The sequence below is a fragment of the Yinghuangia sp. YIM S09857 genome (assembly GCF_051388915.1).
Classification (GTDB): Bacteria; Actinomycetota; Actinomycetes; order Streptomycetales; family Streptomycetaceae; genus Yinghuangia.
Window position 1 is genome coordinate 141,502 of the sequence record NZ_JBPKBH010000010.1, and the last position, 23,809, is coordinate 165,310.

Annotated in this window: 19 protein-coding genes; 4 read left to right on the plus strand and 15 right to left on the minus strand. The window is 72.6% G+C overall.

Annotation, left to right across the window (positions count from 1 at the left end; all coding sequences use genetic code 11):
• Nucleotides 1-340: 340 nt before the first annotated feature.
• From ACRX5S_RS22335 to ACRX5S_RS22375, 9 genes are all read right to left on the minus strand, one after another.
• Entirely contained in the window at nt 341-967 is a 627-nt protein-coding gene (locus tag ACRX5S_RS22335; RefSeq protein ID WP_436774947.1) for a DJ-1/PfpI family protein, read from the minus strand.
• 129 nt (nt 968-1,096) lie between these two features.
• On the minus strand, nt 1,097-1,975 hold the full coding sequence (locus tag ACRX5S_RS22340) for a hypothetical protein (RefSeq protein WP_436774808.1): 879 nt from the start codon (nt 1,973-1,975) through the stop codon (nt 1,097-1,099).
• A 186-nt stretch (nt 1,976-2,161) separates the two neighbouring features.
• Nucleotides 2,162-3,055 carry an FAD-binding oxidoreductase gene (locus tag ACRX5S_RS22345; protein ID WP_436774809.1) on the minus strand — a complete coding sequence of 298 codons (894 nt, stop codon included), beginning with the start codon at nt 3,053-3,055 and terminating at the stop codon, nt 2,162-2,164.
• A complete protein-coding gene (locus tag ACRX5S_RS22350; RefSeq protein ID WP_436774948.1) occupies nt 3,042-3,596 on the minus strand; it encodes a sulfite oxidase-like oxidoreductase in 555 nt (184 codons plus the stop codon). Before ACRX5S_RS22350 ends, ACRX5S_RS22345 begins: the two co-directional genes overlap by 14 nt.
• A 194-nt stretch (nt 3,597-3,790) precedes the next feature.
• Nucleotides 3,791-4,561 (minus strand): nucleoside phosphorylase, encoded by a 771-nt coding sequence (locus ACRX5S_RS22355; RefSeq protein WP_436774810.1) that lies wholly within the window; start codon nt 4,559-4,561, stop codon nt 3,791-3,793.
• Nucleotides 4,558-5,568: an ABC transporter permease gene (locus ACRX5S_RS22360; protein ID WP_436774811.1), complete on the minus strand. Its 1,011-nt coding sequence runs from the start codon at nt 5,566-5,568 to the stop codon at nt 4,558-4,560. Before ACRX5S_RS22360 ends, ACRX5S_RS22355 begins: the two co-directional genes overlap by 4 nt.
• Before the next feature lies 1 nt (nt 5,569).
• Nucleotides 5,570-6,766 carry an ABC transporter permease gene (locus ACRX5S_RS22365; protein WP_436774812.1) on the minus strand — a complete coding sequence of 399 codons (1,197 nt, stop codon included), beginning with the start codon at nt 6,764-6,766 and terminating at the stop codon, nt 5,570-5,572.
• Entirely contained in the window at nt 6,759-8,633 is a 1,875-nt protein-coding gene (locus ACRX5S_RS22370) for an ATP-binding cassette domain-containing protein (protein WP_436774813.1), read from the minus strand. The genes ACRX5S_RS22365 and ACRX5S_RS22370 overlap by 8 nt, the downstream gene beginning before the upstream one ends.
• Before the next feature lie 228 nt (nt 8,634-8,861).
• Nucleotides 8,862-9,920 (minus strand): BMP family ABC transporter substrate-binding protein, encoded by a 1,059-nt coding sequence (locus tag ACRX5S_RS22375; protein WP_436774814.1) that lies wholly within the window; start codon nt 9,918-9,920, stop codon nt 8,862-8,864.
• A 582-nt stretch (nt 9,921-10,502) separates the two neighbouring features.
• Here ACRX5S_RS22375 and mtnA point away from each other — a divergent pair.
• A complete protein-coding gene (mtnA, locus tag ACRX5S_RS22380) occupies nt 10,503-11,504 on the plus strand; it encodes an S-methyl-5-thioribose-1-phosphate isomerase (RefSeq protein ID WP_436774815.1) in 1,002 nt (333 codons plus the stop codon).
• A gap of 236 nt (nt 11,505-11,740) precedes the next feature.
• On the opposite strand, the gene mtnB is transcribed toward mtnA, so the two are convergent.
• The 3 genes from mtnB to ACRX5S_RS22395 all read right to left on the minus strand — a co-directional run bounded on the left by mtnB (nt 11,741) and on the right by ACRX5S_RS22395 (nt 14,584).
• Nucleotides 11,741-12,394 (minus strand): methylthioribulose 1-phosphate dehydratase, encoded by a 654-nt coding sequence (gene mtnB, locus ACRX5S_RS22385; RefSeq protein WP_436774816.1) that lies wholly within the window; start codon nt 12,392-12,394, stop codon nt 11,741-11,743.
• Nucleotides 12,395-12,985: 591 nt separating this feature from the next.
• Complete coding sequence (locus tag ACRX5S_RS22390) at nt 12,986-13,138, minus strand: hypothetical protein (RefSeq protein WP_436774817.1); 153 nt, start codon at nt 13,136-13,138, stop codon at nt 12,986-12,988.
• Between the two features lie 291 nt (nt 13,139-13,429).
• A complete protein-coding gene (locus ACRX5S_RS22395) occupies nt 13,430-14,584 on the minus strand; it encodes a hypothetical protein (protein WP_436774818.1) in 1,155 nt (384 codons plus the stop codon).
• A gap of 10 nt (nt 14,585-14,594) precedes the next feature.
• Here ACRX5S_RS22395 and ACRX5S_RS22400 point away from each other — a divergent pair, with 10 nt between their 5' ends.
• Nucleotides 14,595-14,852: a hypothetical protein gene (locus ACRX5S_RS22400; RefSeq protein WP_436774819.1), complete on the plus strand. Its 258-nt coding sequence runs from the start codon at nt 14,595-14,597 to the stop codon at nt 14,850-14,852.
• A 161-nt stretch (nt 14,853-15,013) separates the two neighbouring features.
• On the opposite strand, the gene ACRX5S_RS22405 is transcribed toward ACRX5S_RS22400, so the two are convergent.
• A complete protein-coding gene (locus ACRX5S_RS22405; protein WP_436774820.1) occupies nt 15,014-16,258 on the minus strand; it encodes a DUF1214 domain-containing protein in 1,245 nt (414 codons plus the stop codon).
• A complete protein-coding gene (locus ACRX5S_RS22410) occupies nt 16,255-17,520 on the minus strand; it encodes a sulfotransferase family protein (RefSeq protein WP_436774821.1) in 1,266 nt (421 codons plus the stop codon). Before ACRX5S_RS22410 ends, ACRX5S_RS22405 begins: the two co-directional genes overlap by 4 nt.
• A gap of 192 nt (nt 17,521-17,712) precedes the next feature.
• Here ACRX5S_RS22410 and ACRX5S_RS22415 point away from each other — a divergent pair, with 192 nt between their 5' ends.
• Both ACRX5S_RS22415 and rph read left to right on the plus strand, forming a co-directional pair.
• Nucleotides 17,713-19,341 carry an alpha/beta hydrolase gene (locus ACRX5S_RS22415; RefSeq protein ID WP_436774822.1) on the plus strand — a complete coding sequence of 543 codons (1,629 nt, stop codon included), beginning with the start codon at nt 17,713-17,715 and terminating at the stop codon, nt 19,339-19,341.
• 216 nt (nt 19,342-19,557) lie between these two features.
• Nucleotides 19,558-22,182 (plus strand): rifamycin-inactivating phosphotransferase, encoded by a 2,625-nt coding sequence (gene rph, locus ACRX5S_RS22420; protein ID WP_436774823.1) that lies wholly within the window; start codon nt 19,558-19,560, stop codon nt 22,180-22,182.
• Here the strand turns inward: rph and ACRX5S_RS22425 are convergent.
• Nucleotides 22,161-23,711 (minus strand): MDR family MFS transporter, encoded by a 1,551-nt coding sequence (locus ACRX5S_RS22425; protein WP_436774824.1) that lies wholly within the window; start codon nt 23,709-23,711, stop codon nt 22,161-22,163. The two genes, rph and ACRX5S_RS22425, sit on opposite strands and share 22 nt — an antisense overlap.
• Between the last annotated feature and the right edge of the window lie 98 nt (nt 23,712-23,809).

Sequence of the window (23,809 nt, forward strand, 5' to 3'; positions counted from 1 at the left end):
AGGGGTGGCCACCGGCTCTCACACATCGACCCCCGGCCGCACCGCGACGCCCCGGAGGCCCCCGGACACCGACAGTCCCGGTACGCATCGATGTACGGCCCACCCGGTTCGCATCCCATGGCGGTCCGCAGCGGGGCGACCGGTGTCCGGCCTCCGGTCTCCCGATCGACCCGATGGACATCAAGAGTCACCGCGTGCCACCGCCCTTGCCGCGGCCGAGCCCGATCCGCCGCCCCGACCGTCGCTGAAACGCCCTCGGAACCGAGCAGGGGACCGAACTTGCTCGGCGGATTGCGGGGTGGCGGGGCGCACCAGGCCATTTGGCCGGCATGGTGACGGGTCAGGTGTTGATCAGGGCGATGGCTTCGGCGTGGAGGTCGGCGGGGGCCTTTTCGGGGGAGCCGGTGTCGAAGGGGGGTTCGGGGTCGTATTCGATGGCCAATTGGACGGTTTGGGCTGTGCGGTCGTCGGTTTCGCGGGCTACGAGGGTCAGGGCCATGTCGATGCCGGAGGAGACGCCCGCGGCGGTGACGTATTTGCCGTCGAAGACGACGCGGTCCGCGACCGGTTCGGCGCCGAAGGCGGCGAGTTGGTCGCGCCAGCCCCAATGGGAGGTCGCCTTGCGGCCGGTGAGGAAGCCGGCGGCGGCGAGGATGAAGGATCCGGAGCAGACGGACGTGGTCCAGCGGGTGTGGGCGTCGGCGGCGGTCAGCCAGTCCAGGAGGGCGCGGTCGCCGAGGGCTTCGGTGGTTCCGGGGCCGCCGGGAACGATGACGATGTCCGGGCCGGGGAGCGCGGCGTAGGTGGTGGTCGCGACCAGGGTGGGCTTGCCCTGGTCGTCGATGACGGGGCCCAACTCGGAGGCCACAAAAGAGACTTCGCAGCCCGGAGTGAGAGCCATGACGGTGTACGGCCCGACCGCGTCGAGGGCGGTGAACCCGGGGTAGAGCGGAATGGCGATGTGCACGGTCGGACCTCCGGAGGATGTGGCGCGGGGGAGCGGGTTCATGCTTTCGTCCGTACCCGGTGTCGTCCACGCCGAAGAGCCCACACAACGCGCCGCCCCCGCCCACCCCGGGGTCGCCCGCGCGCATCGTCAGATCAGCAGTTCGTGGACGCCGCGCCACTCCATGTAGAGCAGGAACCGGATGTGGTTGTACGCGGCGTGCAGGTCCGCGCTCCGGTCGGGGGACAGCACGACGAGCTTGCCCTTGGACGGCATGAACGTCTTGCCGCTCTTGCCGTCGAGGTCGATCAGCCCGAGCCGCTCAAGCTGCGTGAGTCCCGCGTCGGCCTTGAACATCTCGGCCGCGACGACGCGGTTCATCTCCTGGTTCTGCGGGTTCTTGGACGGCGGCCCGCTGATCATCTGCGTCGGCGGGCCCGCCTGGAGCGCTTTCACGACCGCGCCGCGGCCCCCGGCGAGCACGTCGGTCCAGTTGAGGCGGTACGACGTGGTCTTCTCCGTCTTCTCGCGTCCGGCGTCGGTCGTGACGGACACTTCCGGGACGTTCAGCTTGGCCATCTGGCGGCGGCGCGCCTCGATCGTCGAGCGCATCGCCAGCAGGTGGTGCGCCAGGTGGCAGACCTCGGCGAGCGGGCCGAGGTTGGGCCGCACGGTGAAGACCTGCTGGACGCCCGTCCCCGGGCACCACTCCCAGCCCGGCGGCAGGTCGACCACCAAGGCGATGACCGGGTCCAGCGAGCACGCGTCCTTGGTGAGCGCCGGCACCACGACCGTCGAGATGTTCGTGCGGAACGCGGTCATCCCGACGGTCTTGAACACCGCGGCGGCACCGATGCTGTTGGTCCACTGGCCGTCGAGCTTGTAGTCGGCGGCCGTCGCGGGCGCGGCCGGGTACACGTAGCTGACGTGGTGCACCGCGCCGTGCAGGAACTCGCTCCCCGCGAGCTTCCCGCCCTCACCCGGGACGACGTTCCAGGTTCCGGTGGCGACCGGAAGCGGCATGGCCATTTCGTTCCCCCTCCCCGGCGGGCAGCGCCGCCCGCCCAGCCGAATGGTCCAGGCGCGGGCCGTTCCGGAGCAAGGGATACGTCCGAGTAGTCGGTGCGAAATTCCTTGCATGACAGGGTATTTCGTGATGCCGAACGGTCGGCTGCCGATTGCTTGCGCTATCCGACCGGTGTGTGTCGTCTCCTGTCATCCGCGGGTACGGCGGTTCTCCTGCTCCGGAACCGCGTCCCCGAACCGCTCCAGGCGGATGCGCGTCGGAGGTACGCCCGCCCGCGTGAGCATGCGGCCCACCGCCTCGGCGAATCCGGTGGACCCGCAGACGTACACCTCGCGGTCCTCGGCGATCGCGCGGGCGGCGTACGGTGCGAGCATGCCGGGGGTCAGGCGCCCGGTCGGCAGGCCCGGGGGAGCCGTCCGGCTGTGGACGACGGTGACCTGATCGCCCGTCAATTCGGTGCGGTAGGGCAGGTCTTCGGGTGTGCGTACGCACGCGAGCAGTTCGACGGGGATGTCACGTGCGGATGCCGCCGGGTGGGAAGCGGCGGCCGCGCGGCCGCGTTGGTGGCGGAGCATCGCGACCAGCGGCACGAGGCCGGACCCGCCGCCGATCAGCAGCGCGGGGCGGTTGCCCGCCCACGCGAAGAACCCGCCCAGCGGGCCGCGTACTTCGATGCGGTCGCCGACGCGCGCCACGTCGTGGAAGTGGCCCGACACCTCGCCGCCGTCCACGCGGTCGACGGTCAATTCGATGTGCCCGGTGTCGTCCGGCGCCGAGGCGACGGAGTAGTGGCGCTGCGCGGTGTAGCCGTCGGCGGCGGTCAGACGCACCATGTAATGCTGGCCGGCCACATGCGCGTTCCACACCGGCAGCGCGAGGCGCACGGTGAGCATGCGCCGTGTCTCCATGCGGAGTTCGACGATCTCGCCGCTCTGCCAGTCGACCTTGCCGCGCAGGCTTGGGGCCACCCGACCGGGAGCGGCGAAGTCCGGAAGGGCAGGCAGCGGCGGGGATTCGGTCGACTCCCTTGGTATTGCCGGAAGTCGATGGGGATTCCCGGTGGTCGTGTCAGTCTCCCGCATAGCGTTCCTCCGCCCACGGGTCGCCGCGGTGGTGGTAGCCGTTCCGCTCCCAGAAGCCGGGCTCGTCGTGGTCGAGCAGCCGCAGTCCGGCGATCCACTTCGCGCTCTTCCAGAAGTACAGATGCGGTACGAGCAGCCGTGCCGGACCGCCGTGGGCGGGCGTCAGCGGCTCGCCGTCGTAGTCGAACGCGATCCACGCCTTTCCGCCCACCAGGTCGTCGAGCGCGAGGTTGGTGGTGTAACCGGTGTGCGCGTACGCCACCACGTGGGTCGCGGCGGGCAACGGCCTTACCATGTCGAGGAATTCGTCGAGCGACACGCCCGTGAACCTGGTGACCGGCTTCGACCACGACGTCACGCAGTGGATCGGCCCCTCGTAAGTGCTCGCGGGCAGCGCGCGGGCGTCGTCCCACGTCCAGGTCCGTGGCGCGGCCGTGAGTCCGTCGATGCGGAACGTCCAGTCGGCGGCGGCGAGTTCGGGCGTGACCTCAGCGGACAGTACCGGGAAGGAGTCGTGCGCGTCGTACTGGCCGGGAGGCAGGCGCGGGTCGCGGGCGTCGGCAGACGTACGGCCGACGAAGCCGCGCGTCGCGGAGACTTCGGTCGACGCGTCGAGCGGCGCCCGAGAAGCGCCGGAACCCCGAGAAGCGCGGGAAGAGCCAGAAGCCGCGGAACCGCGAGAAGCCGCCGAAGCCGCGGAACCCCCACCCGACGATCCCCGCACGGACGCCCCCGTCACGCGCCGTCGTCCTGGGCCAGCCGCCACACCGCGTCCAGCGCGACGAGGGCGGCCTTCTCCACGGCGTCCGCGACGACCTTGCGGTGCGGGTCGTAGTTGCTGTTGCCCTCGTCGTCGACCAGGTCGTCCGCCGCGATGCCGTCGATGACCAGCGCGCCACCCGCCCGCAGGCCGTTGAGCGCCGCGAACACCAGCAGGGCCGACAGCTCCATCTCGATCGCCAGCACCCCCGCCCGCTGGTACGGCTTCATCGGCAGCTCCAGCACCCCCGGCAGGAACGCCGCGCGCGTCCACACCGTGCCCCGGTGGTGCACCGCCTCGTGTTCGCGCGCCGCGCCCTGGAGCGCGAGCACCACCTCGGGCGTCGCGGCCGCCGGGAACTCGGCCGGTACGAGTTGCTGCGTAACCCCGTCGTCGCGCACCGCCGCCTCGGCCACCACCAGGTCGCCGTCGCCGATGCCGCGCGCGATGGCCCCCGCGGTGCCGAGCCGGATCATGGTCGTCACGCCCGCTTCGGCGAGTTCGCCGAACAGGCAGACCGCTCCCGGGCCGCCGACGCCGTGCGAGGAGACGACGACCGGCACACCGCGCCACGTTCCGGCATACGTCACGTACTCGCGGTTCCCGCCTATCTGCTCGGCACCGTCGAGCAGTTTCGCGACCAGCCCGGCGCGCGCCGGGTCGCCGACGACGACCGCGTACCGGGGCAGACCCGAGCTGGGGATCTTGGTGATCGGCAGGACGGCGGGACGGGCGGCGGAACTCATGACTTCGTCTCCAAGCTGGGTACGGGGGACACCGGGGCGAACGCGTCGCGGTCGCCCCCGCCGCCCCGGTCGGCGTCGGCTCCGCCGGGCGGGGTGTCGCGCGGTCTGCGGCGCACGAGGCCGTCGCGGAACCGCGGCCGGGTCGCGAGGAACAGCGCGATCAGCGTCATGACGTACGGCGCGGCGTCGGCGGCCTGCTGCGGCATGCCCTCGCCCTGCAAGCGGAAGCCGATCGCCTCGACGAGCCCGAACAGCAGGCCCGCGAGCAGCACGCCGACCGGCAGCGCCCGGCCGAGCATCACCGCGACGACCGCGATCCAGCCGCGTCCCGCCGTCATGTTCTCGGAGAACAGCGTCACGTTGCCGAGCGCGAGCTGCGCACCGGCCAGACCGCACAGCGCGCCCGAGGTCAGGACGGCGGCGTACCGGTACTTCGCGACGCTCACCCCGAGGCTCTGCGCGGCCTCCGGGGCCTCGCCCACCCCGCGCAGGCGCACGCCCCACGGGTGGCGCGACAGCAGTACGGCGATGACCGCGACCGCGACCCACGACAGGTAGATCAGCGGGGAGTGCCCGGACACCGCGTCGCCGACGAAGGGGATCGACTCCACACCGGGGATGTCGACCGGTTCGAGGCCCTTGAGGTCGGGGTCGCTGAACGTGCCCTGCGTGCCGAACACCGTCCGCAGCAGGAACCCGGTCAGGCCGACCGCGAGCAGGTTGAGCGCGATGCCCACCACGACGGCGTCCGCGCCGAGGCTGACCGCGCCGACGGCGAGGATCGCCGAGAACGCGGTGCCCGCGAGCACCGCGGCGAGCACGCCGCCCCACGCGCTGCCCGTGTACCAGCTTCCCGCGACGGCCGCGAAGCAGCCGGTGAGCATGGTCCCTTCGAGGGACACGTTGAAGACTCCCGCGCGTTCGCACAGGGCCCCGCCGAGGGCCGCGAACAGCACCGGGGTCAGCGCGCGCAGCGCGGAGAAGATCAGTTCGGCGTCGAAGGACATGTCACCGGCCTCCGGTCTCGGCGGTGGGCACGGGCGCCTCGATCCGCGGTGGCCCGCCCGACACCTCGCCGCCCCGCGGCACCCGCCCCGGCCGACGGCCGCGCAGCCAGGTCGCCTTCGCGAACACCCCCGTGCGCACCGCCAGGAACAGGATGATGACCGCCTGGAGCACCGAAGTGAGCTGCTGCGGAACGGCCGTCTCCTGCTCCATCCCGAAGCCGCCGACCGTCAGCACCGCGAAGAAGAAGCCCGCCACGATCGTGCCGAGCGGTGACGCGGCCGCGAGCAGCGCCGCGAGCAGCCCGGTCCAGGTGTACGCGGGCGTCGTCAGCGCGCCGTCCGTGAGCCGGTACGGGAACCCGAGCACCATGATCGCGCCGACCAGCCCGGCGAGCCCGCCCGACGCGAACATCAGGCGGATCGTCAGGCGCGGCCGGTCGACACCGGCGTAGGCGGAGAACCGCGCGCCGCGCCCCGTCATCCGCAGCTCGAACCCCGCGGACGTCCGTGCCTCCACGAACGCGAACACCAGCGCCGCGGCGAGGACCAGGAAGACCCCGATGCTGATGCCGGTCCCGAGACCCCCGTCCGCGGCGAACTCCGGCAGCCGTACGCCGTCCGGCAGCCGCTCCGACTGCGGGATCCCCGAGCCCTCCTCCAGGAGTTGGAAGCGGATCAGGTACGACACCAGCGAGATCGCCGGATAGCTCATCAGCAGGCTGCTGACCAGCAGCGGTACGCCGCACGCCGTTTCGAGCAGCGCGGCCAGCGCGGCCCACAGCCCGCCCGCCAGGATCCCGGCGAGCAGCGCGAGGACGACCGTGACCGGTGCGGGGAACGGCGCGTAAAGGCCCACCACGGCCGCGGCCAGTGCGCCCAGGACCAACTGGCCGTCGCCGCCCAGGTTCACCAGCCCCGCGCGCAGCGGGATCGCCAGCGCGACGGCCATGCCGACGATCGGGATGGACTTGGTGGCGGTGTCGCTGATGCCCTCGCCGCCCAGCGAGGTCTCGAAGATCGCCTGGTACGCGGCGAACGGGTCGGCGCCGGTCGAGGCCAGGATGATCGCCCCGACCACGAAGCTCGCCGCGATCGCGGCGGTGACGGGCGAGAGCACGGCGCGCCGCGCGTACCCGAGGACGGCACCGGGGCCCGGCGACGTGCCGGGGGCGGGGGAGGGACGCTTGTGATCAGTCATGGTCGGCATCGCGCTCTGTCGGGCGTCGGGTCGTCGGACGGCTGGTCGCGGCTTGGGAGTTCGAGTCGGCGCCCGGGGAGTCCGAGCCGGGCGGGTCGGAGACCGCTGCGGAACCTGTACCGCCCGCGGCGTCGAACTCACCAGGTGCGGCGGGCGTTTCGGCCGCCTCGGAGACCTCCGACGCAACCTGCCGCGGTACGGCGGTACGCGCATCGGTTCCCGGCGATTCCGCCCCCGGTGAACCCGCTCCCGGCGAAGCCGCCCCGGGCGGATCCGTCCCCGCCCGCTCAGCGGCAGGTGTCCCGCCGGCCATCGCCAGCCCCACCGTGGCCACATCGGCCTCCGCACGCGGCAGATCGGCGACCACGCGGCCCTCGTACATCACCAGGACGCGGTCCGACAGCGCCAGGATCTCGCTCAGTTCGGCCGACACCAGCAGGATGCCGTGGCCCGCGTCGCGGTATTCGACCAGTCGCGCGTGGATGTTCTCGATCGAGCCGATGTCCACGCCGCGCGTGGGCTGTTCGACCACGAGCAGTGGTGCGTCGTGGGTGATCTCGCGGCCCAGGATGGCCTTTTGCTGGTTGCCGCCGGAGAGTGTGCCGATCGACACCGCCCCCGAGGCCGCCTTCACGCCGAAGCGCTCGATGACGCGCGCGGCGTGCTCGCGTATCGCGGAGCGCCGCAGCAGCCCGCCGCGCCCGGCTATCGGCGCGCGGCGGTGGAAGCCCATCGCCAGGTTGTCGGCGAGCGGTGCGGTACGCGCGGCACCGACCTCGCCGCGGTCCTCCGGGACGTACGCGAGCCCCGCCGCCCGCCGCCGCGCCACGCTCACACCCTTGCCGCCGGCCACGACCTCCGTCCCGGCGACCACCACCCGCCCCGCGGCCGCCGGCCGCAACCCGGCCAGCGCCTCGACGAGTTCGCTCTGCCCGTTGCCCGCCACACCAGCGACACCGACGATCTCGCCCGCCCGCACGCGCAGCGAGACCGCCTCGACGAGCGGCTTGGCGTCGCGCTGCGCCGCGGCCACGGTCAGGTCCTGCACGGACAGCACCTCGTCGGCCGGACGCCCGGCCGGGTGGCGCTTGTCGAGGTCGATCTCGCGCCCGGTCATCGCCGCGGCGATCGCCGCCGGGTCGGTGTCCGCGGTGGTCAGACGGGCCGTCACGCGGCCGTCGCGCAGCACCGTGACGTGGTCGCTGACCGCCATGACCTCGTGGAGCTTGTGGGTGACCAGGAGCACCGTGCGGTCCGCGGCGGCGAGACCGCGCACCACGTCGAGCAGCCGCTCGGCCTCGGCCGGGGTCAGGACCGCGGTCGGCTCGTCCAGGATCAGGACGCGGGCGTCGCGGTAGAGCAGCTTCAGGATCTCGACGCGCTGCTGGACGCCGACCGGCAGGTCGCCGACGCGGGCGTCCGGCGGCACCCGGAGCCCGTGGCGGTCCACGAGTTCGGCGACCCGGGCGCGGGCGGCGGCGCGGTCCACGAGGCCGCGGCGCAGCGGTTCGGAGCCGTAGACGACGTTCTCGGTGACCGACAGGGACGGGAACAGCTTGAAGCCCTGGTGCACCATGCCGAGTCCGGCGTCGATGGCCTGGAGCGGCGAGGTGAAGCGGTGGGCGGTGCCGCGCAGGATGATCCGGCCGTCGTCCGGGCGCTGGAGGCCGTACAGCACCGACATCAGCGTGGACTTGCCGGCGCCGTTCTCGCCCATCACGGCGTGCACCTCGCCGGTGGCGACCGCGAGGTCCACGCGGTCGCAGGCCAGCACCCCGGGGAACCGCTTGACGATGCCGCGCAGTTCCACCTCGGGCGCCGCGGAGGCGTCGGAGGACGCGCCGGGACGAGTGGACGTATCGGTCATCTGTCGACTTCCGTTCGGAACCTGGAGCCGCGCCGCGATGTGCCGCCGGTGCCGCGCCCAGGAGGGGGGACGCCCTCCTGGCCGCGGCACCGGGGCGGAACCGCCTGGCACTGCCGGAACTGCCGTACTGCCGCGTTGCTACCGCGTGTTGCTGCTTTGTCTTCCTACTGCGTGTTGCTCAACTGCTCAACCGCCGGATCGGACGGCTCAACTGCCGTTCCGTCCCGCCTACTTGGCCTGCACCGGGTCGGCCACCGTCAGCGTGCCCGCGACGATCTTGTCGCGCAGATCGGTGACGGCCTTGATGACCTCCGGGTGCTCCGCGATCGTGCACTGCGACGAGCCGACGTTCGGCTCCAGGCCGGTCAGCGTGATGCCGCCCTCGGCGACGCCGTACGACGCGACGCCGCCGGGCTTGCCGCCGGTGATCTGCTCGACGGCCTTCTCGATGGCGACGTCCGTGTGCTTGATCACGTTGTCGACGACGGTGCCGACCGCCTTGGAGCACTGGTTGACATCCACGCCGAACGCGAGCTGGCCGTTCGTCTTGGCGGCGTCGAAGACACCGAGGTTGCCCGCGGCGGACGCGGCGCCCATGACGATGTCGACGTTCTTCGTCTTGAGCGAGGTGGTCTGCTCCTTGGCGCGCGCCGGGTCGTTGAACGGGTTCTGGCCGCCCACGAAGAGCTGGGTGAACTCCGAGTCGCCCTTGGTGTGCTTGGCGCCGGCGCCGAACGGGTCGGAGAAGCGGCGGATCTGCGGCGAGTCGATCGCGACGACCGCGCCGACCTTGCCGGTCTTGGTCAGCAGCCCGGCCTCGGCGCCGGCCAGGAAAGCGCCCTCGTGCTCGCGGAACACCGCGCAGGTCACGTTCGGGAAGGACTGCTTGGTGCAGGAGTCGACCAGCAGGAACTGCTGGTTCGGGTTGGCCTGGGCCTGCTGCGCGATGACGTCGTCGAACTCGAAGCCGACGGCGACCACCACGGCGGGCTTCTTACGGACGGCGCTCTCCACGTTCTGCTGGATCGCCGTCGGGTCCTTGCTCTCCAGCGTGGACGCCGAGCCGCCGAGTTTCTCGGCGGCCGACTCGGTGCCCTGCTGGGCGAGTTTGAGGAAGTCGTTGAGGCCGACCGGTTCGGGCGTGACCAGGACGAGGGACTTGTCGCCGGAGCCGCCGGTGCCCGACGCCTTGTCGTCGTCCTTCGAGGCGTTGCACGCGGTCGCGGCGAGGGCGGTGGTGACGGCGACGGCGGTGAACGCCAGGCGGCGGGAGGTCTTGCGGTGCATGGGGGTCCTCGGGTGTTCGGGAACGTTGCGCGCGGGAGCGGGCCGCGCCGGGAACGTGCTGGGCTTCGGGGGGTCCTGCGGGGGATCCGCTGATGAGGACCGGCTCTGCGGGGACGCGCGCACGGTGCTTCAGCGACAGGAACAGCGGCGGCGGAGCGAGGCGGCGCCGGGGAGACCGGATGCGAGGGGCGGGAGTGCGCACGCCATCGGGCAGCCGTGGGAATGCATGAGTGCGTCGCGTACGTCGTATACGACGTACGCGTTTTCGACGTGCGCGTTCGCGCGGAGGCGCGTGCGGACGCGGGGCGACTCGGCCACGGCTGACCCCCTCTCCGAGGACGGTGGGACGCCGATGTGATGATCACACCAGGCGGGTTTCGGGGAACCTATCACCCCGTCTCGCCAGGTGGTCAATATGTCCAGCATGTGGGCGCCCTTACGGCGAATCCGGTTGCGTCCCGTTAACAACCCGGTCATACGATCGACGCAGGCCGGACCCCACCCCGCCGGCCGACCGCGGCCCGACCGCATCCTGTCCCTCGTTCCGTCCCTCGTCCCGTCCGCAGCCCAGGGGAACCGCTCGTGACCATCGAAGTACGCTCGCTTGCCTGGCACGGCAAGGGGCTCCACCTCATCGACCAGACCGCGCTGCCGCGCGAGATCGTGCGCCTGGACGTCACGGACGTCGACACGCTCATCGACGCCATCCGCCGCCTCGCGGTGCGCGGCGCACCCGCACTGGGCGCCTCAGGCGCGTACGGTGTGGCGATCGCCATGCTCCAGGCCGAGCGTGAGGGGTGGACCGGGGAAGCACTGGGGGACGCCGTCCGGCGCATCCGGGACGCCCGGCCCACCGCGGTCAACCTGGCCGGCGGCGTCGACCGCGTACTGCCGCTGGTGCCCCAAGGCGTGGCGGTGGTCGTCGCGGAGGCGGACGCGGTCGTACGCGAGGACGTCGCGGCCAACAAGGCGATCGGGGCCAACGGTGCCGACTGGATCCTGGAGCGCGTCGAGCGCCGCCCACTGCGGGTGCTGACGCACTGCAACACCGGATCGCTCGCGACCGCGGGGTGGGGCACCGCGCTGGGTATCATCCGCGAACTGCATCAGCGCGGCGTGCTGGAGGTCGTCTACGCCGACGAGACGCGGCCGCTCCTCCAGGGCTCCCGACTGACCGCGTGGGAGCTGGACCAGGAGGGCATCCCGCACTTCGTCCAGCCGGACGGCGCCGCCGCGAGCACGATCCTGCGGGGGCTCGTCGACGTCGCGGTGATCGGCGCGGACCGAATAGCGGCCAACGGCGACACCGCGAACAAGATCGGCTCGGTCGGCGTCGCGCTGGCCTGCGCCGACGCCGGAATCCCGTTCGTCGTCGCGGCCCCCCGGACCACCTTCGACCCGGCGACAGCGCACGGCGGCGCGATCGAGATCGAGGAGCGCCCGGAGGCCGAGGTCCTGGAATGGGGCGGCGTCCGCGTGGCCCCCGAAGGCTCCCGCGCCTTCAACCCGGCCTTCGACGTCACCCCGGCCCGTTTGATCGACGCCATCGTCAGCGAGGAAGGCGTCACCGAACCGCGCGCGTGACCCACGGCGATCGAGTCGTCAGCGGTCGGACGCGTTCCCGGACCGCTCGCCGACGGCGCTCCGAATATCCGATCGAGCAGGGCCCCGGGCGGCGGATCGCAACGGCCGAACCGCCCGCGCCCCGGGGTGCAGGCCCGTGCGCGGGCGTGCGGCCGACCGGGACGCGGATGCGCGGTCGGCCCGGTCGGCCCGGTCGGCCACGGTGGGCCGACGGCGTTTCAGCCGTCGGACCGGGGTCAGGTGGCGACCTTGTACTCCAGGAGCCACTGGATGATCTCGACGTGGTGCCGGGCCTGGAGGGGGTCCTTGCCCCAGACGTACATCCCGTGCGAGGCGACGATCACCGCCGGGACGCCCTCGACCATCGCGGCCTCCAGGCGGTCGCCCAGCTCGGCCATGTCCTGGCTGTTGTCGATGACCGGGATCACGACCTTGTCGTCGTGCGCGGAGCGTCCGATGCCCTTCAACATCTCCATGTCGGACAGCTCGACGCCGCCCGGCCAGCGGGCGCCCGCCAGCACCGCCTGGAGCGTGTGCACGTGGAAGACCGCCTGAGCGTCCGTCAGGGCGACGACGCGCGCGTGCAGCGCCGCCTCGGCGGAGGGCTTGCGCGGGGTGCCGGGACCCTGGTCGGCCGGCACCGGGACGCCCGCGGAGTCGACCACGACCAGGTCGTCCGGGCCCAGTTCGCCCTTGTCGAGGCCGCTCGCGGTGACCGCGAGGCGCACCGGGTCCGGCGATATGACCACGGACAGGTTGCCCGACGTACCGCGCATCCACCCCAGTGCGGCGAACCGCGCGGCCTCGCGAGCGAGCACCGTGCCGGCGGCGGCGCGATCGGCGGCGGTGACGACGGGGGAGCCGGCGGACGCGGGGGTGGGGGAGCTCATGTGGGGTCCTTCGCAGACGACGTACGCAATACCGGGAACGTGGGCACCGGTTCGGCCATCATCGCATCCTGCCGCCGCCGCACCGCCCGACCGGGTACCCGCGCGCGGACTTGGCGCGGACGCACGCCGGAGTACGCGGAATCCCTCTGTGGTGCGTTCCGCCCTGATATGGGGTGGCGCCGCCGAGTCGGCGGCCGCCGGGTTCGGCGTCGCGGCCGGCGCGGGCGCGGCGCCGGTGGGGCCGCGCGGGTGAATCGACGCCCCGGACGGGCGTACGCCCGAGTTCTTTTCTCCCGTGCGGGCCAGGAATGTCGGGGTGCCCCGATCCTCACGCCTGAACGCCCTCCGCACCCCGCTCGTCGGCGCCGCCGCCGGGGTGGCCGTGCTGTCGCTGCTGTTCCACGCCGCGGGCGGCGGGTCCGCCTCCGCGGCCGACTCCGTGTACGCCCACGCGCAACTGCTCGACCTGAGGATCGAGCAGGTCGACCCGCTCGGCCTGCGGACCTTCTCGGGCAGCTATGGCGAGGCCGAGACCCCGCCTCCGGAGTCGGAGGACCCCGGCGACTTCTCCGATCCGGACGGCGTCCTCAACTACGTGACCATCGGCGGCGCCGACAGCCGCACCGGGCGGTCCGCCGCCAAGGTGTACGCGCAGACGCACACCAGCGGCATGACGGTGCAGCTGAACGGCATCGAGTTCGTCGACGTGCAGAACCCGGGCGGGCTGACGGGAGCCGTCGACACCTACGCCGAGTGCATTCCGGAGCCGTACGGGCCCTACGCCTTCGCGTACGCCCGCACGGACGCGAGCCTGATCCGGGTGGTCGGCCGCCCGGTCGGCGTCGGGACGACCGTCCTCACCGTCGCGGGTGCGGAACTCAACCGGCCGGAACTCGGCGTCAACACGCTCACCGTCGAGCTCACCCCGTACCAGGAGCCCGACTCAGGCTCGGCGGTCGCCGGGCTCACGAGTGCGGCGGCCGGGGTGGACGTGTCGGTCGACGCCGTCCTCAACGACCTGGCCGGGAGGCAGGTCTACAGCGGTCCGGTGACGCGCCTGGAGATCGGCCACGTCGAGGTGCACTGCGCCGCCGACGAGCCGACAGCTCCGCCCACGACGTCGGCTCCGCCCACGACTTCGACTCCGCCCACGACTTCGACTCCGCCCACTACCTCGGCTCCGCCCACTACCTCGGCTCCGCCCACTACCTCGGCTCCGCCCACTACCTCGGCTCCGCCCACTACCTCGGCTCCGCCCACTACCTCGGCTCCGCCCACTACCTCGGCTCCGCCCACTACCTCGGCTCCGCCCACTACCTCGGCTCCGCCCACTACCTCGGCTCCGCCCACTACCTCGGCTCCGCCCACTACCTCGGCTCCGCCCACTACCTCGGCTCCGCCCACTACCTCGGCTCCGCCCACTACCTCGGCTCCGCCCACTACCTCGGCTCCGCCCACTACCTCGGCTCCGCCCACTACCTCGGCTCCGCCCACTACCTCGGCTCCGCCCACTACCTCGGCTCCGCCCACTACCTCGGCTCCGCCCACTACCTCGGCTCCGCCCACTACCTCGGCTCCGCCCACTACCTCGGCTCCGCCCACTACCTCGGCTCCGCCCACTACCTCGGCTCCGCCCACTACCTCGGCTCCGCCCACTACCTCGGCTCCGCCCACTACCTCGGCTCCGCCCACTACCTCGGCTCCGCCCACTACCTCGGCTCCGCCCACTACCTCGGCTCCGCCCACTACCTCGGCTCCGCCCACTACCTCGGCTCCGCCCACTACCTCGGCTCCGCCCACTACCTCGGCTCCGCCCACTACCTCGGCTCCGCCCACTACCTCGGCTCCGCCCACTACCTCGGCTCCGCCCACTACCTCGGCTCCGCCCACTACCTCGGCTCCGCCCACTACCTCGGCTCCGCCCACTACCTCGGCTCCGCCCACTACCTCGGCTCCGCCCACTACCTCGGCTCCGCCCACTACCTCGGCTCCGCCCACTACCTCGGCTCCGCCCACTACCTCGGCTCCGCCCACTACCTCGGCTCCGCCCACTACCTCGGCTCCGCCGACCACCTCGGCTCCGCCCACTACCTCGGCTCCGCCGACCACCTCGGCTCCGCCCACCAGCCCGACTTCGCCTCCGGAGCCGACCAGCACCACGTCCACGCCGCCCGGTCCGGAGCCGAGCACCTCCCGGCCCGTGCCGCCGAACCCGACCGACGGCGGTTCGGGCGGCGGTTCGGGCGGTGACTCCGGCGGCAACTCCGGTGACGGCAACGGCGGTTCCGGCGGCGGGACCGACGGCGGGACAACCGTCGGCCCGAACCCGCCCGGCCCCGACGGTCTGGCCGCCAGCGGTGCCCGTATCGCCTGGGCAACGGCCACCGGAGTCGGCGTACTCGCGGCAGGTGTGGTCCTCGTCCTGGCCGTACGCCGCCGCCGCGAAAGCGACGCGTAACCGTTGCCGGTTGCCGGGACCCGCTGAACGCCCATGACGGGCGCACCGGCTCGGCAGACGTCTGACCGGACACCGAAGGGGCAGGCCGCCGAATGGCGGACCTGCCCCCTCGCCCTCAGGGCGATGCGGCTGAACTCATCGGCGCGGACCGCCGTTCAAGCTCACGCGCGGAAGCGCCAGGCGACGTGTTCGGCGCGGCGGCGGATCTGTGCGGTGCGTTCCTCGGGGGAGACGCGGGGTGTGCCGGCCGACAGGGACTCGAAGACGCGGTCCAGCGCGACCAACTCGGCCTTCACCAGCGGTTGTTCCCGCGGCCCGGTCCAGCGGTGCGTGCAGAAGACCCGGGCCCGGCCCTCGGTGTCCAGCCAGTTGGGGGCGCCCGGGTCGCGGCCCGCGATGACGAGCGTGGCCGTGCCGTCCGCGTTGCGGTGGGCCTGGTGCTGGTTGACGGACGTCGGGCGGTGCGCGAAATCCAGCGACTCGAACCAGCCGATGGACTGCAACTGCGCGTTCCACTGGGCGGCCTGGTCCGGCGCGACGGTGACCACCAGGGCCTGCTCCGGGCCGAGCCGGATGTCGGAGAACGCGTACACGATGTCCTGCACGCCGCCCTCGACGAACGCGGGGACCGAGAAGGTGTTGGGCGGCTGGGCGGTGGCGGTGCGCTCGACCCAGTCGTTCCAGTAGCCGATCGAGTTCTCCACCATGGACGCCGCGCCGTCCAGCAGTCGGGCGATGTCCGCGCCGGTCGGCGGGACGCGCGGCCGGTCGGCGGTGTCGAGGCGTTCCAGCGCGAACATGGCAGGCTGCTCCGGCCGCCAGTCGTAGTAGTAGTCGCGTACGTGCAGCAGCGTTGCTGCGGGGGCGAGTTCGATCCACGGGCCTTCGTGCCCCGCGGGGCGTTCGGCGGACAGCAGGATCTCGGCGGTGCCGCCGGGGCCGAGGCCCAGTGCGGTGGAGTCGACCTCGGCGAGGACACCGCGTACGCCCATGTGCATGTTGCCGGGCTTGACCTGCACGATGAACTTCTCGCAGGAGTTCATCACCACCGAGAGGCGGTACAGCCCGTCCGCGGCGACCGGCGCGCGGCGCGCGTTCTGGTCGACGTTGGGGCCGCCCCACCGGTAGACGAGGTTGTTGTGCGTGAACAGCGCCGGGTGGCGCGGATCGGTCGAACCGAGCTGGTACGTCAGCCAGCACGCGACCTGGTTCGCCAGGTGCCGGAAGCCTTCCGCCCGGTCGGTCTCGGATCCGGGGAACTCCGGTGCCAGCATGCGTTCCCCGACGTCCGCCATCCGCGCGCAGAAGTCCCGCCAGGCGGCCGCCGCGTCGCCGCCCCCAAGGGCCGCGTCGGAGCCGGTGGCCGGCATGTCCGGGGTGCCGGGCCGCGTGTTGTCCGGGTTCATGCCCGACCGCCTTCCTCGGGGACCGCGAAGTACGCCTGGTAGTCCGCGAACCGGGGCCGCAGGGCCTCGGCGTCCAGGCCGAAGTCGCCCAGCGCGTAGGAGTGGGCGCCGTGCTTGCCCCGCGGGCGGTCGGCGAGGTACGCGGCCATCGCCGCCCGGGCGCCGTCGTCCAGCGGCAGGCCGAAGTGGGCGTAGAGCGCCTCGACCGTGCCGAGCGGGTCGGTGAGGAAGTCCGCGTAGTGCGAGTCGTGGAACACCGCCGGATCGGCCTTGCCGTCGCGCCGCAGCGTGGTGTACCGGGCCAGCACGTCAGCGTAGAAATCGACCTGGGTGCCGGCGAGTTCGGGTGCGTCGACGGCGTCGCTGTGGGTCGCGTGGATGGTGGCCAGCAGGCTGCCCAGCGAGCCCAGCACCTTGAGCGGGTCGCGGTGCGTCACCGCCACCCGGGCGTCGGGGTACGTCGCGAACAAGGCGTCCAGCGTGCCGAGGTGCGGCGGGGCCTTCAGCACCCAGCGCCGTCCCGCGCTGCCGGTGCGGCGCTGGAGGACTTGCAGCACCACGCGGTGCGCGCGGTACGCGGGCCCCATGTCGCAGGAAGCCAGCCACGCGGCGTAGGACGGGACCCGGAACTTGCCCGGGAAGTCCTCGGACCGGAACGCGATCGCCTGCGCCGAGATGCACTCCTTGGGCATGCGCGCCCCGCGCTCGTGCATCGCGTCGAAGCCGGGAGCGATCATCGCGGTGAGCCGCAGTTCGCGCGTGACCAGCGCGATGCGCGGGTCGGTGTCCCGGGTCGCCGGGTCCGGCGGCGGCACGGGGCGCAGGAACTCCCAGCTCTCCGGCACGCGGTTCGCCGGATCGCGCGACAGCAGGGCGTGCAGGATCGAGGTGCCGGTACGCGGGGCTCCGGTCACGAACAGCGGTGCGTCGATCGGCTCGTCGAGCACCCCGGGGTCGTCGCCGAGGTAACGGGCGAGGTGCAGGCGTACCTCCAGCAGGCGCAGGATCTGCTGGCGGACCTCGTAGCGGCCCAGCAGGTTCAGTCGCCCCTCGGTCTCCAGGGCGCGCACGAGCACCCGCAGCGGCTCCTCGAAGCCGCCGCCGTCGAAGTCGCCGAAGTCGTCCAGGCCGGTGCGGGCGCGGGCCTCGCCGAGGAGGTCGTCGGCGTCGAGCGGCGGGCCGTACTCGTCGGACAGCAGGGGGACCGCGCCCCGGTTCACGTCGCGGACCCAGGGGTCGGCGGGGGCGGGCTGCCACGTCATCGTGTTCTCCTCCCGAGCTGCCTGACGGAGCGTCGGCGCTCCGACCGACGGTGTGTCGGCCGCAAGGTGTCGGCCTGGGCGAGCATCTTCATCTTCCCTAAGTATCTTCATATGAAGTTACTTTTCAAGAAGATGTTTTCGTACGGGTGACGCCTGCGGGACATACCGACGGTGCTGTGATGGCATCGGAGCGTGATCGCCGCCGCTCTCGCCGCCCTCGCGCTGCTCGCCTCACCCGTCACCGCGGTCGACCCCGCCGTGCCGCCCGAGCCACCCCGCGCGCCCGCACTGACCTGGACCGCCTGCCCCGATCCGCAGGCGCCCGGGATCCCCTACGAATGCGCCACCGCTCGCGTCCCGCTCGACTACCGCCACCCCGCCGACGCCGCCCTCGACCTCCCGCTGATCCGGGTGAAGGCCGCCGATCCCGCGCGCCGCATCGGCCCCCTGGTCCTCCAACCGGGTGGCCCGGGCAATTCCGGCGTCGACTTCGTGCGCGGCAACTACGCCGACCTCCCCGCCGAACTGCGAGACCGCTTCGACGTCCTCGGCTTCGACGCCCGCGGTGTCGGACGCGCCGCGCAGGTGCGCTGCTGGGACGACACGCAGTACTTGCAGGCGGTCACCCGCGCCCTCGGCCGGCCCGGCGCCGACGGCCTGAACCGGGCCGTCGCCGAGGCCGAGGACTTCAACGCCGCCTGCCTGCGCAACTCCGCCGACCGCGTCTCCCACGTCGGCACCGGATACGTCGCCCGCGACCTCGACCTCATCCGCGAGGCCGTCGGCGAGGAACAACTCTCCTTCTACGGCCGCTCGTTCGGCACCTTCATCGGGACGGTGTACGCCGACGCCCACCCGAAGCGCGTCCGGGCCATGGCGCTCGACGGCGCGTACGACCCGATCGCGTACGCCGAACGCCCGTACAGCTACGACCTCCCGCAGTTCCTGGCCCTCGACCGGGCGGTCGGGCGCCTGCTCGACTGGTGCGGATCCAGCCCGGACGCCTGCGCGTTCGGCGGCGGCGACCCGCGCGGCGCGTTCGACCGGCTCGTTCGCTCGCTCGACGCTGACCCGGTGCCGATTCCCGGCAAGGGCACCGCGAACGGCTACACGCTCGTGTACCGCCTGATGTTCAACATCAACGGCGGCCGGGCCGACTGGCCGGACCTCGCCGCGGCGCTGGCCCGGGCGGAAGCGCGTGACCCGGCGTCCTTCCTCCTCGCGCCGCCCTCGCCCGGCTCGTTCGCGTTCCTGACCCCGAACGTCGTCGTCGAGTGCAACGACCGGGTGTACCCCGAGGGTGACTTCAAGCTGGCCGCGCACCTCGCCGCGGCGTCCCGGCTGGCGCCGCTGCTCGGGCCGACGATGGCGTACGGCCCGCCGACCTACGACCACAACCACGCGCCGGCGTGCACCCGTTGGCCGGCCGAGCGGGCGAGCCGCCACGAAGGCCCCTACACCGCAGAGGGTTCCGCGCCGCTGCTGGTGCTCGGGACGACGGGCGACCCGGACACCCCGTACCGCGACGCCGTGGCGCTGAGCGGGATGCTGGACAACGCCCGGCTGCTGACCTTCCGGGCCGAAGGCCACACCGCGTTCGGACGCAGCGAGTGCGCCCGGGACGCGGTCGTGCGCTATCTCGCGGACGGCGTGCTGCCGCCCGAGGGGACGGTGTGCGCGGACGAGAAGCCCCCGGCGTCCGAGGCCGCCTCGGCCCGCTCCGCCGAGCGCGCGACGGGCGGCGCGGACGGCCAGGCCGGCACGGTCGGCGTCGACGAACGCGTCGAACTCATCGGCGTGCCCGGTCAGGTGCCCCGCTAAGGCCCGGCCAAGTGCCCGGCCAACTACCTGGCCAAGGGTCCCCGACCAGGTGTGACCCGCCCGTACCGGCGGCCGTACGTGTGAAGGGCAAGGAGTGATCTCCTTGCCCTTCACAACGTATATCCGACCCGGGGCCTTGCGGCAAGGCCCCCGTGGGCGCGCAGAATCGTCGACCGTTCCAGGCCAAGTGAGCGCGTCTGCTTCGGAGGTACAGCGGTGACCCGGAAATATGTGGTGGATCTTCGGAAGACCGACGCATCCCAGATCGCGCTGGTGGGCGGCAAGGCGGCAAACCTGGGCGGGCTTTCGCGGATCGACGGCATCCGCGTGCCGCCCGGCTTCGTGGTGACGACGGACGCCTTCCATACGGTCCTCGACGAAGTGCGGGCCGCTGACGCCGAGTTCGACTCGCGGCTCAACAGCTTGTCGCACCTCGGCCCCGACGACCGCGAGGCGGCCCGCACTCTCGCAGCCGTGATCCGCCGGACCGTCGAGGAGACTCCCGTCCCGAAGGCGATCGTCACCGAAATCACCGCCGCACTGAGCCGGTTCGGCGACGGCGCCGCCTTCGCCGTCCGGTCCAGCGCGACGGCCGAGGACCTGCCGACCGCGTCCTTCGCGGGGCAGCAGGACACGTACCTCAACGTCGTCGGCGCGGACGCCGTGCTGCGGCACGTCGGCCGGTGCTGGGCCTCGCTGTTCACCGAGCGGGCCGTCGCCTACCGCCGCCACAACGGCATCGACCACCGCGCGGTCCACATGGCCGTCGTCGTGCAGGAGATGGTTGTCCCGCAGGCGTCCGGCATCCTGTTCACGGCCGACCCCGTCAGCGGCGACCGCACGCTCTCCACCGTGGACGCGGGGTTCGGCCTCGGCGAGGCGCTGGTCTCCGGAGTAGTGACCCCCGACGTCTTCAAGGTGCGTGACGGCGAGGTCGTCGAACGGACGGTCGCCGCCAAGCAGCGCGTCCTCGAAGCCCTCCCCGGCGGCGGCACCCGAGACGTGCCGGTCGACGAACAGCGCCGGGGGCAGCCCGCGCTGACGGATCCTCAGGCGGTCCGCCTGGCGGGGTTCGGACGGCGCATCGAGGCGCACTTCGGCCGCCCGCAGGACATCGAATGGTGCCTGGTCGCCGACGACTTCGCCATCGTGCAGAGCAGGCCGATCACAACACTGTTCCCCGTCCCCAGCCCCGACCCCGAGTCCGACGACGGCGCGAACCGTGTCTACGTCTCGGTCGGCCACCAGCAAATGATGACCGACGCGATGAAGCCGCTCGGGCTGTCCATGTGGCAGTTGACGGCCATGGTGCCGATGCATGCGGCCGGTGGCAGGCTGTTCGTCGACGCCACCGCCCGCCTCGCCGCGCCCGCGAGCCGTGCCGCCCTGCTGGAGCTGATCGGGAAGGGCGACCCGCTCATCCGCGACGCGCTGGAAACCGTGCTCGCCCGCGGCGACTTCATCGCGCAACTGCCGGACACGGCCCCGGCCGGACCGCCGCCCGCCGCGAACACCCCCGCCCCGATCCCGACCGACCCGGCCGTCGTCACCGGGCTGATCGAGCGCAGTCGGGCGTCCCTGGCCGCCCTGGAGCGCGACATCCGCACGAAGACCGGGCCGGAGCTCTTCACGTACCTGGCCGAGGCGTTCGCGGAACACAAGCGCGTCCTCGGCGATCCCCTGAACATGCGGGCGATCATGGCCGGGATGGACGCCACATGGTGGCTCAACGACAACCTCCACGCGTGGCTGGGCGAGAAGAACGCGGCCGACACGCTCACCCTGTCCGCGCCCGGCAACATCACTTCCGAGATGGGGTTGGCGCTGCTCGACGTCGCGGACGTGATCCGCCCGCACGCCGAGGTGGTGGCGTACCTCCGCGGCGTCGAAGACGACGGATTCCTGGACGAGTTGCCGCGATTCCCGGGCGGGACCGAGGCACGCGACGCCATCGAGGCGTATCTCGCCCGCTACGGCGTGCGCTGCGTCGGCGAGATCGACATCACCAGGCCGCGCTGGCGCGAACACCCTTCCGCGCTCGTGCCGGTGATCCTCGACAACGTCCGGAACTTCGCCCCCGGAGCCGCCGCGCGGCGCTTCGAGGAGGGGCGCCGGAAGGCCGAGCACAAGGAGCAGGACGTGCTCGCGCGCCTGCGGGAGCTGCCGGACGGCGACCGCAGGGCCGACGAGGCCAAGGCGATGATCGACCGGGTCAGGACCTTCATCGGCTACCGCGAGTACCCGAAGTACGACATCGTCAGCCGCTACTCCCTCTACAGGCAGGCCCTGTTGGCGGAGGCCGAGCGCCTGACGAACGCCGGGGTGCTGGCCGACCGGGAGGACGCCTACTACCTCACGTACCGGGAGTTCGAGGAGGTCGTACGCACGCACAAGCTCGACGGCGACCTCATCCGGCGGCGCAGGGACGAGTTCCGCACGCACCTCGCCCTCACGCCGCCGCGCGTCCTGACGTCCGACGGCGAATGCCTCAACGGCTCCTACCACCGCGACGACCTGCCGCCCGGGGCGCTGGCCGGCGTGCCCGTCTCGGTCGGCACCGTCGAGGGCCGCGCCCGCGTCGTCCACGACGTGGCCGAGGCCGACCTCGCCGCGGGCGACATCCTGGTCACCGCCTACACCGACCCCAGCTGGTCGCCGCTGTTCGTCGGCATCGCGGGCCTGGTGACCGAGGTCGGCGGCGTGATGACGCACGGCGCCGTGATCGCCCGAGAGTACGGCCTGCCCGCCGTCGTCGGCGTGGACGGGGCGACCCGGCTGATCCGGGACGGGCAGCGCATCCGCGTGCACGGCACCGAGGGCTACGTCGAGGTCCTGCCCTGACGGACCGCTCCGGCGCCGGTCACCGGCTCGGCCGCCGGGACGGGCGTGCCGGCCCGGCCCGGCGAACCGGCCTTCCCCGTGCGGCCGGGCAGCAGCAGGCACAGCGGGACGGCGAGCGCGGTGAACCCGACGGCCCCCCAGAAGGCCTGGTCGAAGCCGTCGGCGAGTTCCGCGGGGGTGCCCGCGCCGGACGCGGTGTGCTGGAGGACGACGGCCAGGACCGCGGTGCCGACCGAGCCGCCGACCTGCTGGGCGACCCGGGTGATGATGCTGGCGTCCGGGATCTGCGTGCCGGAGAGCCCCGCGTAGGCGGCGCCCGCGAGCGGGATCACCGCGGCGCCGAGGCCCAGGCCGCGCACGAAGAGCGCGCTCAGGAGCAGTGCGTTGGGGGTCCTGTCGGTCGCGAAGGCGAAGGGCACGGTGCCGATGCAGCAGACCGCGAAGCCGACCACGGCGACGACGCGCGGCCCGTACTGGTCCATCGCGCGGCCGGCGACGCCGCGGGACACGAGGGCGCCGACGCCCTGCGGGATGAGCAGCAGGCCCGCGCCCAGCGCGTCCTCGCCGCGCACCTGCTGCCAGTAGAGCGGCATGAGCAGCATCGCGCCGTACAGGGCGGCGCCGGTGAGAAACCCGAGGGCGGAGGCCGAGGCGGTCGGGCGGTTGCGGAACAGCCGCAGGTCGATCAGCGCGCCGCCGGGACGGCGCAGGGCCCACACCACGAAGGCGGCGACCAGCGCGAGTCCGCCGAGCAGCGGGCCGAGGACGCGGGCGCTCGCGAAGCCGGCGCTGCCCTCGGACTGGGAGAGCCCGTAGATGACCGCCGCGACGCCGGGCGAGACCAGCAGGAACCCGACGACGTCGAGCGGGGCACGTCCGGGCGGCGGGTCGGCGGGCAGGTTGCGCAGCGCGAGCCAGGCGCCCACCACGCAGAAGGGCACGTTCACGAGGAACAGCCAGCGCCAGTCGGCGACATGGAGGATGGCGCCGCCCAGCACCGGCCCGAGGATCGGGCCGAGGGCGGCGGGCAGCGAGATGGTGGCGATGACCTTGCCAATGTTGCGGCCCGCGGCGGCCTGCATGACCAGGGTCATCATCAGCGGCATCATCACCCCGCCGCCGATGCCCTGGACGACGCGGAACGCGATCAGGCTCTCCGCGTTCCACGCCGCCGCGCACAGCACCGAGCCGAGCAGGAACACCCCCAGCGCGGCGATCCACAGCCGCTTGCCGCCGAACCTCGTCTGCGCCCAGCCCGCGACCGGGATGGTGACGAACATGGCGAGCAGGTAGCCGGTGCTGACCCACTGGATCGTGCTGAGCGGCGCGTCCAGTTCGGTGCGCAGGTCGTTGAGCGCGACGCTGACGATCGTGGTGTCGAAGACGACCGCCAGGGCTCCGACGATCACGGTGAAGGCGGTACGCCACACGGCGGGGTCGACGCGGTTCTCGTCGTCCGGGGCGGCCCGGCCGACCGCGTCGGGGCCGTCGGGCGGGGGCACGGACGCGTTCGGGCGTGCACGGTTCACGGGGCCACCTAAGATACATCGATGTTTCTTAGCGTGGCGATCGTAGGCACCCCCGATTAAGATGCGCAAGTGTTTCTTGTGAACGGGGCGTGGGAGGT

Bases quoted from the DNA above. Each gene is read 5' to 3' on its own strand.
- ACRX5S_RS22405 (WP_436774820.1), bottom strand. From the start codon at position 16,258: ATGAACCCGGACAACACGCGGCCCGGCACCCCGGACATGCCGGCCACC.
- ACRX5S_RS22360 (WP_436774811.1), bottom strand. From the start codon at position 5,568: ATGTCCTTCGACGCCGAACTGATCTTCTCCGCGCTGCGCGCGCTGACC.
- ACRX5S_RS22370 (WP_436774813.1), bottom strand. From the start codon at position 8,633: ATGACCGATACGTCCACTCGTCCCGGCGCGTCCTCCGACGCCTCCGCG.
- ACRX5S_RS22365 (WP_436774812.1), bottom strand. From the start codon at position 6,766: ATGACTGATCACAAGCGTCCCTCCCCCGCCCCCGGCACGTCGCCGGGC.
- ACRX5S_RS22345 (WP_436774809.1), bottom strand. From the start codon at position 3,055: ATGCGGGAGACTGACACGACCACCGGGAATCCCCATCGACTTCCGGCA.
- ACRX5S_RS22340 (WP_436774808.1), bottom strand. From the start codon at position 1,975: ATGGCCATGCCGCTTCCGGTCGCCACCGGAACCTGGAACGTCGTCCCG.
- ACRX5S_RS22410 (WP_436774821.1), bottom strand. From the start codon at position 17,520: ATGACGTGGCAGCCCGCCCCCGCCGACCCCTGGGTCCGCGACGTGAAC.
- ACRX5S_RS22375 (WP_436774814.1), bottom strand. From the start codon at position 9,920: ATGCACCGCAAGACCTCCCGCCGCCTGGCGTTCACCGCCGTCGCCGTC.
- ACRX5S_RS22355 (WP_436774810.1), bottom strand. From the start codon at position 4,561: ATGAGTTCCGCCGCCCGTCCCGCCGTCCTGCCGATCACCAAGATCCCC.
- mtnB (WP_436774816.1), bottom strand. From the start codon at position 12,394: ATGAGCTCCCCCACCCCCGCGTCCGCCGGCTCCCCCGTCGTCACCGCC.